10 protein-coding genes and 2 pseudogenes are annotated in these 14794 nt (G+C 57.6%); 3 read left to right on the forward strand and 9 right to left on the reverse strand.

Annotation, left to right across the window (positions count from 1 at the left end; genetic code table 11):
- Positions 1-7: 7 nt before the first annotated feature.
- The 5 genes from ACX80T_RS14095 to ACX80T_RS14115 all read right to left on the reverse strand — a co-directional run bounded on the left by ACX80T_RS14095 (position 8) and on the right by ACX80T_RS14115 (position 4815).
- Positions 8-1807 carry a glycosyltransferase family protein gene (locus ACX80T_RS14095; RefSeq protein WP_459304718.1) on the reverse strand — a complete coding sequence of 600 codons (1800 nt, stop codon included), beginning with the start codon at positions 1805-1807 and terminating at the stop codon, positions 8-10.
- Complete coding sequence (locus ACX80T_RS14100; RefSeq protein WP_459304719.1) at positions 1807-2220, reverse strand: hypothetical protein; 414 nt, start codon at positions 2218-2220, stop codon at positions 1807-1809. The genes ACX80T_RS14095 and ACX80T_RS14100 overlap by 1 nt, the downstream gene beginning before the upstream one ends.
- Entirely contained in the window at positions 2207-3373 is a 1167-nt protein-coding gene (locus ACX80T_RS14105) for a glycosyltransferase family 4 protein (RefSeq protein WP_459304720.1), read from the reverse strand. Before ACX80T_RS14105 ends, ACX80T_RS14100 begins: the two co-directional genes overlap by 14 nt.
- Positions 3374-4072: 699 nt before the next feature.
- A complete protein-coding gene (locus ACX80T_RS14110; protein WP_459304722.1) occupies positions 4073-4348 on the reverse strand; it encodes a hypothetical protein in 276 nt (91 codons plus the stop codon).
- Positions 4349-4620: 272 nt separating this feature from the next.
- Entirely contained in the window at positions 4621-4815 is a 195-nt protein-coding gene (locus ACX80T_RS14115; protein WP_459304723.1) for a hypothetical protein, read from the reverse strand.
- A gap of 345 nt (positions 4816-5160) precedes the next feature.
- Between ACX80T_RS14115 and ACX80T_RS14120 the strand changes: the two are divergent.
- Positions 5161-6324 (forward strand): annotated as a pseudogene (locus ACX80T_RS14120) (IS256 family transposase).
- Between the two features lie 128 nt (positions 6325-6452).
- Here ACX80T_RS14120 and ACX80T_RS14125 read toward each other — a convergent pair.
- The gene (locus tag ACX80T_RS14125; protein ID WP_459304724.1) at positions 6453-9293 is read right to left on the reverse strand and encodes an S-layer homology domain-containing protein; all 2841 of its coding nucleotides are present in this window, start codon (positions 9291-9293) and stop codon (positions 6453-6455) included.
- A 176-nt stretch (positions 9294-9469) separates the two neighbouring features.
- Entirely contained in the window at positions 9470-10459 is a 990-nt protein-coding gene (gene thiL / locus ACX80T_RS14130; protein WP_459304725.1) for a thiamine-phosphate kinase, read from the reverse strand.
- A 441-nt stretch (positions 10460-10900) separates the two neighbouring features.
- On the opposite strand from thiL, the gene wecB reads away from it, so the two are divergent.
- Complete coding sequence (gene wecB, locus ACX80T_RS14135) at positions 10901-11968, forward strand: non-hydrolyzing UDP-N-acetylglucosamine 2-epimerase (protein WP_459304726.1); 1068 nt, start codon at positions 10901-10903, stop codon at positions 11966-11968.
- 13 nt (positions 11969-11981) lie between these two features.
- On the opposite strand, the pseudogene ACX80T_RS14140 reads toward wecB, so the two are convergent.
- Together ACX80T_RS14140 and ACX80T_RS14145 are read right to left on the reverse strand one after the other, a co-directional pair.
- A pseudogene (locus ACX80T_RS14140) lies at positions 11982-12224 on the reverse strand (integrase core domain-containing protein); the annotation flags it as partial.
- Between the two features lie 25 nt (positions 12225-12249).
- Positions 12250-13320 carry an IS110 family RNA-guided transposase gene (locus tag ACX80T_RS14145; RefSeq protein WP_459304727.1) on the reverse strand — a complete coding sequence of 357 codons (1071 nt, stop codon included), beginning with the start codon at positions 13318-13320 and terminating at the stop codon, positions 12250-12252.
- A gap of 336 nt (positions 13321-13656) precedes the next feature.
- Here ACX80T_RS14145 and ACX80T_RS14150 point away from each other — a divergent pair, with 336 nt between their 5' ends.
- Positions 13657-14691: an IS110 family RNA-guided transposase gene (locus ACX80T_RS14150; RefSeq protein ID WP_459304728.1), complete on the forward strand. Its 1035-nt coding sequence runs from the start codon at positions 13657-13659 to the stop codon at positions 14689-14691.
- Positions 14692-14794 lie beyond the last annotated feature (103 nt).

Consider the following 14794-nt stretch of genomic DNA (forward strand, 5'->3'; position numbering starts at 1 on the left):
TTTCAATTCACCGAGTATTATCGGGGTTTCCAAGACGTTTTTCTAGTTCACCTACACGCGCTAGATATTTATCCGCCCTAGCATGCATCCCACGATACTTGACCTGCATCGAGCCCAATTCTTCCTCCAGCCTTTCAGCTTGCTTCAGGTATCCATCGGCCCGTGCATGCATCCCCCGAAACTTTACCTGCAACTTATCATGGTCCTTGACGAGTTTAGCGAGAAAAGATGCCGACCTTGCAAGAGTAGGCCCTTCGCTAGTAAGAGAGTCGTTTAGTTGATTCCCTTTCACTGATTCTTTTCGGATCATCTTTAGTGCTTGGTCCCGAACAAAAAAATCTAAAACTTCGCCAAAAAGCTCGGCTCGTCGCTCCTCTGCAGCGGTAATCCCAGGATCTGATGCACCCAATCCTAGGGCGATCACGGGACCCAACGAATCAACAACTTCCAAGGACTCACTGGCCATCACGAGCTGTAAAAGCCGGCCAGTTCCGACTCTGCTCAGATCAATAAACAGGATATCCCCTGTCTGAAGAACTCCGCCAGAGTTCTCAGTAAGCAGAAGGGCAACTGACGAGCTGTTTAGCGTCCTCTTTGAATGGGCCCCCGTAACCTTTGCAAGCAACTTAGGAAGAAGCTGACGGAGCGACTCACTGAAAGTGAACTTCGCTGATACGTCGAACGATCTACGAGCCGCCACTTCTACGACATCTGGGTTATCGCGAACTAGTTTCAGAATATTTACATACTCGGACATTGAATCAGCGAAAAGAGGATAGTCGCTACCGAATAGTGCTTCGTGCATAGGTGTCCGGTTCATCACACATGGTCGGCCGAAGGACCCATACTCAAGCAACTTCGTCGACAACTCCAGGCTGTCGTCCAACTCCTTCGATCTCCAACTAATCCCGACGTCGGACGACATGATCAGTTCGCGAGCTCGTTTCCGGTCCACTCCACCGATCCATTCAACGCGAGGCGTGTTTTGCAAGAGGTAGCGTACATCTTTCGCAAAATACGGATCCTTTGGGTCATCCTTAAATTGGTCGCCCGCAACCGCAAGCGTCATAGATGGATCGTCAACCGAAGCCTCGCGGAACCCTGAAATGATCTTCCCGGGATTCCACATGGGAACGAATTTTCCGGTATAGACAAAGCGGGTGTAACGATCACGGTTTTGGAAAACTTCATCAAAAGTGAGATCGATATCAGGGACCATGGGACGCAGAGCAAAAAGGGATTCTTCAGGAATACTCAGATCGGAGTGCTGCAGAATATGGTGTCGCATCTCATCGGTCTGGCAAACCAATGTCATTCCTCTTGAGACCATTGTGCGGAAGTCATCTACAAGGTCGTCATCCAGCGGCTGACTACCGCGAACCACGCCTGTAACGTAGAGAAAGGTCCTATGCGATCCCTCTGGTTCGTATTCCGCGAATGCCAATCCAACTTCAGTGGATCTGATGAATACAAGGTCATATGATCCTGTTTGCCAATAGTGGCCGAGCAGGACAGCAGCCTCTGATGTGGTCATCCTGCCTGAATGTAAGAAGGATAGATTTATTCCAGGATCCGGTTCCTGATAGGGGTCAATAATGGTGACACTTGGGTGATCTATGATATCGGACAGAACTGTGGTTCGCTTGAGCGGATTGGCGAGGACCAAATCGACCTCGATCTCCGGCGCAGAGACAAGCATTGAGGTCAGGCTGGTCAGAAATAGGGCGGAGCCGTCTATCACATTTACGTTGATGTATCCGAAGAGCAAAATGCGCAATGGCTTGTGAGAATTTGAGGAAGCGGTCATCACAGCTGCACCTCGATAGACTCGGATTTCATAAGCGCCACGCTCCCACTGTCATGCATATTTCGAACATAAGCCCACACTCTGAAAGATCCGCTGCTCGTCGGAACGTATTTAAGGCTATTCGATCGCCCATACTCGTTGACCACTTTCAAATTACCTGGTCCGTATACGAAAAAAGCAAACTCGGGGTTAGCCGCGCTCGCGACGCAAGTTGCTGTGATAACACCTTCAGCCATGACCGTTTGCAATTCCACGATTCGAACCGCTTGAACCAACGATCCACTTCTTTCAAGTTCCTCCATTTTGTCCGCAACGGACAGCAAAATGATTTCGAGTTGGGATTCCAAGCCTCGGTAAAGACGACGCCAATCCAAGTCAAAGGCGTCAGGTTCTGATAATTTACTTTCTGACAATTTCAAGCTCCTTTGAAATAGATTCGCTAACGGAGCAAACGGACCGGATGGATTGTGCTGCAGCGGAAGATACCGAACGAAATAACTCCGGGTTGAAGTAGAGACGTTCAATCCATTCAGCTAAGCCCTCGGCATTTTCTGGTTCCGCCAGGAAACCTGTAACTCCATGTTCAACAAACTCCGGGATTGCGGAGACGTGATTCGAGATGGGCACGACCCCACTTGACATCGCCTCACACATCGAGACCCCCTGGGAGTCAAATCGGGTAGGCCCTAGAAACACACCATGATCTTTATGTAGCTTTGCAATATCAGATTGCCGCAAGAATCCATTTGTGATGCGCACATTTTTCATTGCTTTCAATGGTTCCACGGTTTCCCAGAAATACTGCCCCTCGCCGTAAATCGAGAATCTGAGCTGTTCAAAAAAGGGCCTCGGTGTAAGCAAAATAATCGCTTGTACCATTAGGTCATTGGCATACTTACGCGAAGCATAAGGGCGAATGGAAATTATATTTTGCCGCTGCCATAATGGTTTTTCTTGATATGAGAATAGTTGGTCATCGATAGCATTTGGGATAACGTAACTGTTTTGAGTAGGAACTCCAGCGTCCGGTTCGACGATGTTTTCCTTAAACCACTTGGATACATGAACAAAAGTGAGGTCGAGTTCTTTCGTCTGATACAACCAAGCCATAAAAGAAAGCTGGCCATCATAGTACTCAGTCTTCTTTTTGATCGCACTCTTGATCTCAGCTGATGATCCAATGAAGTTAAACCATCGACGATGCCACGCCTCAGCTTCGAAACCATGAATCCATACAATTACCGGAGTCTTCGGGCAATTGTTACGTATCGGTTCAATCATATCCGGAGATGCAAAATGTATTAAGATCTTTTTGAACTTCTTAAGCTTCAGATAATCTTCCAAGTGCGATCTTGCTCCGACGCGGACATCCACCCCATCGTACTGGTACTCGTAGGCAGACTTCACGGGGGGATGGAGGTAGAAAACCTGCACGGTCTCGCCCTGAGCTTGGTAGGCCTTCAGCCGCGAATGGATGAACGCGTTTCGATAGAGGGCTTTGTCGCTGGGGTAGGCGTTAGCGATAATCAAGTAGTCCGAGGACCTCGGCGTGTAGTTATCAGCCATTACTCGCCCTTTCATTGGTTGAGCAGCCGTAGGCACTGAAGTGTTTATCGGTGCATGGTTTAGGAGGCGGAGCGCCTGCTTGAGAGACGGTGGCATCCCGGGTGGTACATATCTATCTATGCCTCAGATTCAGACTATCAAGCTATTGGGATTTCGCTAAAAGTTGAGCAAATCTCATCGACCATTCAACGCAAGACTGCCAACGCCGGTCGTAGCCTGCTTCTTCAATGGACACGGATTCTAAGATCGTCCCGATCACTGGCTCCGCCGCCTAACCCATTCTGGCAGCCCACTCGTGAGATCCGGGCTCGTTCCCAGGCTTGGAAGCTGCGCCCTTTCGGGAAGGTCCGCCGCGTTCGTCTGATACTGGATCGTTGCTGTCCCGGGCAGCATCACGTGGCTCGTTAGGCGTTCGTAGCGGAAATAGACCTCCAGCATGGTGTCCGTGACCCGCAGGTCAAAAAGGGCACCGATGTAGGTGAAGGGACAGAGTAAAAGTATTTCACCCAAGCCACAGCACGTTCCTGCCCACCTTGCGCTATTTAGCCCAGGAGCGAATTTCGAACGCAACCGCTGGCAACGGTTGCAACTGGCCTAGTTCTTCCAGGGTGAATCGCTCAGCCGCGATCCGTCCTGCTTCTGGAACGGCTGCCGGTTATAGGCATCGATCCGCTCCCGCAACTGTGCCAGGGACGTGAACTACTCGAGCCTCCACCCAGCGATGACCCAGGTGGCAACATCGGAGACAGTGTTTTCGACGCTCGCTTTGTCCTTCGGCGTCCCGACTCTGCCCGGTAGCACCGCGTCCGAGTAGTGCGCGGCCATCTCCCGGTACGCATCGTTGAGGGCGGCTTCGCCCTCTCGTGGATGGGAGATCACCCAGGTCTTCAGATTGTCGGGCACCAGACGCGGGACGCTGCCGCCGAAGGAGGCGAACCTAGATACGTGGGCGCGTGGCCACGATTCTTGGCGCATGTCCAGAGACACCTCAACGAACGCGTACTTGTTGAACGGCAGACAAGCGAAAAATAGATAAGCCTTTGAGATCTCACCCGTGGTAATGCCCAGCAGCTATACTGTGGGCCCTGACCAGCCGACCTCGATACTATGCCCGGCCTTGTATCCAACCCTCGACGATGGCCCGGTCACGGCCGCGTAGTCGCCGTAGAGCCGACAGAACCGATCATTACTCATCTACGTCTACCCCGCCCGCGCGCTGGTGTCGACGTATTCCTGGGGCAGCAGCTTCACATCACCCCGACCCTGGCTAACTTCCGGCGAACCTGTGGCCAGTCCGGTTGCGCAAAGACAATCTCGCGGACTTCGCGGCCGAGAAACAACACCCCATAGACCTCGGCCTCAGACATGTCCGCGACATCATCCCAGCCCAGCCCTAGCCGGTCCGCAGCAACGAGCACCGCCAGGATACTGTTTCGGGACATCCCGTGCGCGGACTCAATTGGTCGCCGCGACAGGATTGACTACATAACTACAGAACCAGCTTCGCTTTGATCTTCCGCACCATTACCGGTTTCCTTCCGCCATGTGGCCATCACATGGTAGGAGGAGCTTCTCAGACGACACTCAACCACAATGATATTGATGCTGCACAACGCGCATCACGGAACTGAACAGTCGTGCTCATCCGCACCACACCCGGAGCCCGCCAAGGCGAATATTCATCCCCGCCACCGAAACGGGGACTGTAGGAAAACGGTGTGTGAGGGTCCGGCCTGATCCGAAAGGCGACGACCGTGACTGACTTCACGACCGAAGCAACAGAGGAGATGATCGATCCGGTGACGGGAGAGATCATCGATCAGAAGGACCTTGCCGAACGGGTGCTCGTCCAGGCCAGGGAGGAGTGCGTGTGCCTTGTCGGGCCGGGCGGGTTGTTGAACCAGCTCACGAAGAACGTCCTTGAGACTACGCTTGAGGCGGAGTTGACCGAGCACCTTCATGAGCACCGGCAGACGCCGATAGCGGCGAATATGCGCAACGGGACGAGGTCGAAGACGGTGCTGACGGAGATCGCTCCGGTCGAGAACGAGGTGCCCCGGAATCGGGAGGGTCGTTCGAGCCGGTGATCGTGCCCAGGCGGCAGCGGCGTCTTCGACCTCGTCGTGCTCTCGCTGTCTGCCCGCGGCCTGACGACCGGAGAGATCGCTGCGCACTTCGAGGAGGTCCACGGGGCAAAGGTCTCGAAAGACACCATTTCGAGGATCACCGAGAAGGTCGCAGGCGAGCTGGCCGAGTGGTCTTCCCGGCCACTGGACCCGCTCTACCCGGTGCTCTTCGTCCACCCGATCGTGGTGAAGGTCCGCGATGGGCAGGTGCGCAACACCCCGTTCTACGTCGTCATGGGCGTCACGACGAACGGGGAACGCGACATGCTCGGGATCTGGGCCGGTGATGGGGCGGAGGGCGCGATGTTCTGGTTGCAGGTCTTCTCCGAGCTGAAGAACCGGGGTGTCGAGGACGTGTTCATCGCCGTCCGCGACGGGCTCAAGGGCCTGCCCAAGGCGATAAACACAACCTGGGAGCAGGCGGTCGTGCAGCGGTGTATCGTGCACCTGATCCGCAATTCCTTCCGTTACGCCGGCCGACAGCACCGCGACGGGATCGTCAGGGCCCTCAAGCCGTACTACACGGCTCCGAGTGAGGCAGCGGCGAAGGACCGGTTCCGGGAGTTTGCCGCGGAGTGGGGTGAACGGTATCCGGCGATCGTCAAGCTTTGGGAGTCTGCGTGGGCGAAGTTCGTGCCGTTCCTCGAATACGACGTGGGGATCCGCCGGATGATCTGCACGACGAATGCGATCGAGTCGATCACAGTCCGCTACCGGCGGGCCGTCAGAGCGCGCGGACACTTCCCGAACGAGGCCGCGGCGCTGAAGTGCCTCTACCTCGTCACCCGGTCCCTTGACCCCACAGGCTGTGGCAGAGCACGCTAAGTGATCAGGTGGAAGCCCGCCCTCAACGCGTTCGCGATCACCTTTGCTGGACGGCTCGAAAGAACCACTCACTGATGAAAACCGCCGGACCCTACACATCGTCTATCGGACAGTCCCGGGCATGGGAACTATTTCACGATTGCTGTCAAGTTCAGCGATGTCACTTTCGGCATGACCAATCGGACGATTCTCAGGGTGGCTCCAGTGTTCGATGTCTCGGGGGCTTGAACCACACTGAGCTTCGAGCCTCCCGGTACCCCGCCCAGCTGAATGGTGACCTGTTTGCCGTTTTTTGACAGCACCGCTACGTTGCTGCTGGCATCAACGGTGACCGCGGCATCCGTTACCCATTGCCAGGTCAATGGTATTCCCGCCGCCGAGGTTACCGTGTCCCGGACCGTCATGCCGGTCTGAGTGTGTTCGATTGACCTTTTGGCTGAGTTCGAACCGGCGAGTGCCTGCGTAAGGTTAACAGACGCAGAGGTTGGGGATTGCATGGTCGTTGCTGCCTTGGCCGTCAGTGGCTGATTGGCCCCTGCGACGGACAACGTAGAGTGGGCTGAAGTACTTGTCTTCCAGAAGTTCCACCGCGTTCCGGCACTGTAGTAGCCAGCTGGGCTTCCCAGTTCTCCACCGGGGTCAATAGACCATTGCACTCCCTTCCGGTAAAAAGCCAGCGACCCGAGATCCAGATGGCCATGACTCGCGGCGTTATCGCCGCCTTTCAAAACGGCCGTGCCTGCCGGGAGGTGGAGAGCGGCGAGGCCGGTCAATGGATACACGCTGGACTTCTTGGCCGGCAATGCTCCAGGCTGCACCCTCCACCACATCAGGTAGGCATCCGGTTTCTCAATCAGTTCCTTTTCGACCCAGGCCGCCACTGCCCGGTCCCCGCGCGAATAAGCATCCCAAGCGGGCATCAGGGGGATCAGCTTGTTGGGTTCGGCATCGCCGAATGCGGTGGGGACGCCATCTAGCGCCGTGCTGTTGAGCGCGTAGCCAGAAGTCTTTGCCAAGGGGGGCATTGCAACAGGAAGGGTTGAGTAGACATTCGGAAGGGTTGAATAGAGGGAAGCAAGTGCCCGACTCTGGTAGGTCCAATATCCAGGGCCTTCCTGGGTTCCCCCGTCAGTAAGGATCAGTTTCAGCGCGGGTTGAATCGATACCAGTGACTCGCGGGCGAGTGCCGCCGACAACAGTGGCTGCTTCTCCAGAAATACTGCTGCCGCCGCGAAGGTCGCAGAGTTGTGAATAGCTGCGATGTTAGATGCAGCGTCTACGAAATTCTCCCGGTCTTCATGCAAGCAGGTAATCGGTCCCAACCACCGGATGAGGACGGTTTCTTCCATCCCTGTCGCGGATGACCAGTCGCTCCCGGTGGCGGCCGCCAACAGGAGATGGGAGGCGGTCAGCGTGTTCATGGACTCCGGACCAGCAGCGAGAATTTTCTTGGCATCGGATCGCAGTGAATCGCGCGCGGGGACGTCGCCAGCTTCCAACCATCCGTAGCCGAGGCGCGCCACGCGTTCGGGATAGCCCCGCCACAGTTGCTCAACCGTCAGACTGGTTGCGGCCTGGCGACTCGCTTCCCGGATCATTTGGCGGTGGATAGGACCCACGGTGGCATCGGTCTCACCTGTCACCTTCGCCCTGGCTACCAGGTTGTTGTTGGTTGCGACACCTGGTCCAGCCGCGGGGAGCCGGGGGGCGAACTTTGGATCGGCGTAAGGCAGCGCGCATCCTCCGGCAAATCCCACCCAACCCGGTGCGGAAGGAATAGGTTTCGTGCCTCCTTGCAGTTCGTCAAGCCAGCCTGTCGCCAGCATGGGTTTAGGCTGGACCACTTTACCAATCACGCTGAGCTGATTCGCGGCGTCCGCGGCCAGCTGGGTGGTAAATCCCGCTGCACGGCTCTTGCCGGCTTGATAGTTCGCCTCGGTTATCCGGGCGGCCCCACGATCAGCCAGGAGCTTCCTGGCAATGTCCTGCTGGGTTATCCTCAGCTCCACTACCCGCTTGAGTTGCGCCGCGCTGGTCTTGACCGTGGCTGCGCGAAGGCGCTCATCCCTGACCCTCGGTGCAACCTGATCGATTTTTGCCTGGGTGTCTGCCTCCCTCACAGCCACCGCGACCTTTTGAAGTTCACCTGTTCCCAGTGCAATGGCATCTTGAACCACAACCCCATTAGGCCTCGGCAGGGAGGAAATGAACGGACGCGAATTTACATACTCCTGCTGTGCCGCAGCGATAATCACCTGCAGGTCGGACCTCTGTTTACTGAGGGTAGGCGGGGCGGATTGTATCGGTGCAGGACTGCCGGCATAGCGGTACATGAACGCTGCCATGGCGTCGCGATTTACCGGCTGGACGGGACGATAGGTGTTGTCTGGCCAGCCTTCAGAAATCTTCTTCGACGCGAGCCAACTGATTTCCTTGTAGAACTGAACGCCCGTACCGACGTCGGTGAACCTTGCAGTCGCGGGTGCTGTGTAGGTAGGGCTTCCTGCCAGTCGGTACATGAACGCGGCCATGGCATCCCGGTTTACCGGCTGAACAGGTCGGTAGGTTTCATCCGGATATCCCGTAGAAATCTTCTTGGACGCCAGCCAGCTGATCTCCTTGTAGAACTGGGTTCGAGTAGTTACATCCCGGAACGGTGAGCTAGCGGGAGGAGTGTAGGCAGGTTCGCCTGCCAGACGATACATGAATGCTGCCATCGCATCACGGTTGACCGGCTGCAGAGGACGGAAAGACCCGTCGGTGTAACCGGTGGAGATGCCCTCAGCGGCCAGCCAGCTAATCTCATCAAAGAATTGATTATCGCTGCCTACATCGAAAAAGGATCCGGAGGCGGCTGCGACTTCCGCTGGTTCGACGGCGTTGGCTGAACCCATCGCAAGAATAGGGACCACCAGGACGTATGCGGTTAGCGAGGCAACCATTCGATGTGTGCGTGTGATGAAAGACATAAAGCTGACCTCCGCATAGGTCAGCCCTAACGACCGACAACCCGAATGAATTCCGGGCCATTTTGAACCTACCCTTGGGTTTGTGCGGAGGTGTGATAGTTGGTCAAAAATGACTCAACGCTGATTAAATCCTGTGGTGAAGTCGCGCCTGGAAGCAAATGGGGACCTTTCTGTTGTCAGCCGGAGAAATGGTCCCAACCCTCGGAGACGATGGTCCCACCCACCTCGACCGCTGCGTCACCCTCCGAGACTCTGCCGACTCTCACGAACCCCCCGGGCAACTTCACTTCGGCGGGAAACGTGGCTAGCAGACCGTAGTCTTCGCCGCCCGAAAGCACCCATTCCATCGGGTCAACACCCAGAAGCAAGCCAGCGGCACGCAATGGCGCCGAAAAACGTTCAATGATGCGCCGGTCCAGGTGGATGGTCGCGCCACTTGATGTGGCGATACGTCCCGCATCCCGCATCAACCCGTCTGAGATGTCCAACATGGAATGTGCCCCCGCGGCGGCCGCAGCCGGTCCGGCACCTAGAGGCGGCCTCGGACGGCGCTGGAGCATCGCGTACCGCTGAAGTAAGGGTTCCAAGCTGCTCAGCTTGTGATCGGACTCCATCAGAGCCAATCCTGCGGCCGCCCGGCCCACGGTTCCGGCAAGTGCCACGTTGTCCCCCGGCAGCGCTCCCGATCGCAGCACCGGATCGCGTTCCTCAAGCGTTCCAGTTGCGGCAATAGTGATTGCAAGGTCCCGCCCTCCACCGAGGTCTCCCCCGACAACCCCGCACCCTGTTGCGCCAAGATCCCCGATAGCTGCGGACATCCCATCCGCAAAATCTTCGACCCACGAAACGCGCGTTGATCCTGGCAAAGTAAGGCTCACAACAAGGGAGGTAGCCCGTGCACCCATCGCGTTGATGTCGCTAAGATTCTGGGCGGCTGCTTTCCACCCAACATCGAAACCACTGGTTAGATGCCCATTTGCCCGCCAAAGCCTAAAGTCGAGGTTCTCGACAAGAGTGTCGATCGTGATCACCACCCGACCATCCGGGGCGGCCAGCACTGCGGCGTCGTCTCCAGGACCCACGACTGCTGCGCCTGCAGGCAGCAGGCGGGGGAAAATTCGTGCCAACAGGTCCGATTCGCTGACATAATTGACGGTAAGGGACATACCCCCAAAGTACTAGAACCGGGCCGAAATCTTCGCAGACAAAGTTATTGCACTGGGCATGACGGCCCCAGCTACTAATTGGTTGCCCCCGACCGAACTATATTAGAACGGGTTCAAACACTGGCGCGTGGATAGGAAGTGGGTTTTGTGTACGCTCGCTTGGATAGCGATCTCCCTGCGGCACGGCATCTCAGCCAGAACGCGTCTTCGAGCGCGCGTCAGCCGACCGACACTACCAAGCAACCGCGTCCCGCGGGGCCAGGGAAGAAGCTTGAACGTTCACGAGCTATTGAGCGCAATGCAAACCATCGACGGAAAAAGAACATTGCCCTCCTTCTGGTCCTTCTTGTCGCACTGAGCGTTCCGACCCTCATCGTGGCGCTCCTCGTGCTGGGATAGGCTGTATCGCAGAAGGAAATCTCATCGAATCAGCGGACCCAATTGCCTGTCATAATGCCGATCTATGGAACTCGACCTGACGCAATAGAAATGGCGCCTATAGTCGCGGCGTTGAGAAGTTCTGAGCATTTTAACTGTGTGGTGACTGTCACCGGGCAGCACCGCGAGATGTTGGGTCAAGTGAACTATCTTCTCGGAACTGTTCCGGATCATGACCTCAACATAATTCAGCAGAGACAAAGCCTCACTTCCATTATGACCAAGACGATTGATGGCCGCGCCGCATTGTTCGAGCAGTCGAAGCCGGATGCCGTTATTGTCCAAGGGGACACAACCACATCTACGGCCGCCGCCATCGCTGCGTTCTATCACGGTATCCCTGTTGTCCATGTGGAGGCAGGACTTCGCTCGGGTAATCTGTTCTCGCCATTTCCGGAAGTGGCGAACCGGAAGATCACCTCGCAGATCGCCAGCCTGCCCCTGGCCCCTACCTCCACGAGCCGCGACAACCTCCTCGCCGAGAATGTTTCGGCGAAGGACGTCGTCGTTACCGGAAACACCGGCATCGATGCGCTTCTTGAAACAGTGCGGAAACAGGTTCCATTCACTGATCCACCGCTGGCGTATCTCGCGCTAAGTGGTAACTGGGTCCTGCTAGTCACGACGCACCGCCGCGAAAACCAGGGTGAGGATATGCGTGGTGTTGGACGGGCGATTGCCAGGATCGCTGCGGCGGAACCGGACCTAACGATTGTCCTACCCGTGCGTAAGAACCCTGTAGTCAGGGAGGCAGTTTTACCTTCACTGGAGAACTTGCCCAATGTCCTTGTTACTGAGCCCCTTGCCTACGACGAGTTCACCCGGTTGCTTTCCCTTTGGCAAATGGTGCTCACCGATTCCGAAGGGGTTCAGGAGGAGGCTCCCGGCCTTGGCAAACCCGTTCTGGCGATGCGCGAGAACACCGAGCGACCCGAGGCAGTGGATGCGGGAACGGTGACCCTCATTGGAACCGATAAGGAGCGCATCGTCGCGGAGGTGTGTCGCCTGCTAAACGACAGCGACCACTTTGACTCGATGGCAAATTCCATAGACCCATACAGTGATGGTTGAACCGTGCCGGGTTTTAGGCCGTCTTCTTGCTGGTGGCCTCGTCGTCTGATGAGGCGTCTAAATTAGCGTAGTAGGTTTGCTCGAATTCGCCGGGCGGGACCTTGGCCAGGGTGCTGTGGAGCCTGCGGGTGTTGTACCAGTGGACCCAGTTCATGGTCGCCTTCTCCATATCCGCGAGCTGCTTGAGCGGGCCTGTCATGAAGGGGCTTCCTTTGCGGATGCATTCGTTCTTGCACAGCCCGATCGTGGATTCCGCTAGGGCGTTGAAGCTCCTATAGTTGTCAACTCCTGATTTCGCCGGTTGTCGGGTTCGGTTTGATGAGGTGGTAAACCTCGCGGATGACGTAGCGCTTGAGGCAGCGGATGATGTCGCGTTTACTCCGACCCTCTGCGATCCGGCGGGCGACATAGGCGATGGTCGGCTCGTGGAATCTCATTCTGACGATAACTGGTCGATAGATTGCGGCGTTGAGCTGGCGATGCCCCCCGTGGTTGATGCGATGCTTTCCGCTAGTCATTCCTGAACCCGTGGGGACGGGGTCAATTCCGGCGAGTTTAGCGGAGGCGGCTTCGGAGCGGATCCGTTCAGGGTTGTCTCCGGCGACGATGAGAATCTCGGCAGCGGTGTCGGCTCCAATGCCAAACTGCTCAAGGAGCTGCGGGGCGGTGCGACGGACGAGGGCGTCGATCAGGGCCTCGAGTTCTTTGGCTTCGGCGTCGAGGGCGAGCCAACGTCGCGCCAGGGTGCGGACCGAGTGGCGCAACGCGTCGTCGGGAGTATCCAGGTTTCGCGGGCGTGATGCTGCGAGGTGTCGGGCGAGCTTGGGACGCGACATTTTGTTCGTCTCGCGGCGCAGCTCGTCCGAGCCGTGGACCAGCATCGCTTTGATCATGATGATTGTTGAGGAACGGTTCACGACCGCGGAATCATGCACGACTTTCAGCTGTCGGATCATCTCGACGGCGCCGTCTGCCGTCTTCGGGATTGCTGTCGCGAATCCGGCAAGCACGCCCCTGGCGGCGTTTTCCGCATCGAGGGTGTCGGACTTGCCATTCTCGCGCCGCAACCGCCGGTCAGGGCGGCCGGCTTCGACGACCTTGATGTCGTGTCGGCGCAGGAACGAGGTCAGCGTGGCTCCGTAGGAGCCGGTGCCCTCGATCCCGAACGCGAGGACCCGGCCGAACCCTTCCGCCCACGCCAGTAGCTGCCGGAACCCGCCGGTGTCGGTCGGGATCGTTAGCGTCGCGAGGATGCCACCGATCGTGTCCATCACGGCGGCTACGTGGATGTGTTTGTGCGTGTCGACGCCGACCACAATGTGGCCCGATCGCGTCGAGATGAGATTTGTCATCGTGTCCTGTCCTTCTGCCCGTTAGCGTGGAATCACGCTGTCGCCGGCGGGTGGACAGGACTGTCACGGGGACGCTCGCAAAGTCTGCTCCAGGCGCTGATTTGTTCCATTGATGGTGGGATGCCGCAGGATCTGCAGTCTTGTAGCGTCCAGGGTGTTAGCCGGCACAGGTCCGCAAGCTCCTTGCCGCCCGCATAGGTTGGGTTGGCTCACTGATAGCGTGCCGCGCCGCTGATACCCGCCCGGGGCGTGGCTCGACAGAGGCATGCGAACACTTCAAGTCAGGGTGCCCGCCACGGGTGATCCATCACTTACATCGGCGTAAGGGGCCCGGACATGATCATCATCGGCATCGACCCGCACAAATCCTCCATCACCGCAGCAGCCATCGATCCTTCGGGGTGTGAGCTCGCGGTACGGCGTTTCGTCGTCAACGCAGGAACCGCCCGACAACTGCTGGCCTGGGCCGCGCAATGGCCCGAACGGACCTTCGCCATTGAAGGCGCCAATGGTTTAGGCCGTGGTACGGCTCAAGTCCTCGTAGCCCATGGCGAGGTCGTCGTGGATGTTCCCTCCACGCTGGCCATGAAAGTCAGGGTCGTCTCCACCGGCGGCGGACGTAAAAGCGACCCCGCGGACGCGTTCGCGGTCGCCCTCACGGGCCTGCGGCAGAACAATTTACGCGTCGTCGCAGCCGAGGACCAGACCACGATCCTGCGTCTGCTGGCCGAACGCCGCGAGGACCTGGGCCACGAACGCGCCCGACTGCTCAACCGGTTGCACCGGCTCCTGCGCGAACTCCTACCCGGCGGTGTCGAACCCGGCCTGAGCGCCGACAAGACCGGCGCGGCGCTGCGGACGATCCGGCCGGCAACAGCCACCGACGCAGTCCGACGCGAGCTCACCAAAGAGCTGCTCGCTGATCTTCGACGCATCGATTCCTCCATCAAAGGCAACGAAACGCAGACCCGTACCGCGTTGGACGCCTCCAAGACCTCCCTGCAGGAAATCCCCGGTATCGGCGTCATCCTGGCAGCGAAGCTCCTGGGCCATGTCGGTGACATCACCCGCTTCCCCAGCGCCTCACATTTCGCCAGCTACACGGGCACCGCGCCCCTGGAGGCCTCCAGCGGCAACCACAACCGGCACAGGCTCAATACCGGAGGCAACCGGCAACTCAACTCCGTGCTGCACACCATGGCCGTCTGCCAAAGCCGTGACCCCGGACCAGGCCGGGACTACTACCTGAAGAAAATCACTGAAGGTAAAACACCCCGAGAAGCCCGAAGAGCACTCAAACGGCGCCTCTCCAACGTCCTCTACCGGCAGATTCTGCACGACCACCGCCAAGCCGAAAAGAACGCCGCTTGACACACAGAGGCGCTATCAGGTCACGCCCGACAGGCGACAGCCCTTTCTGCAAGCGCAGCCGGACGGTCGACAGATCAACGCAAAGGCACCTCTCGGGCCGATC

This window comes from Arthrobacter sp. Sr33 (assembly GCF_054511195.1).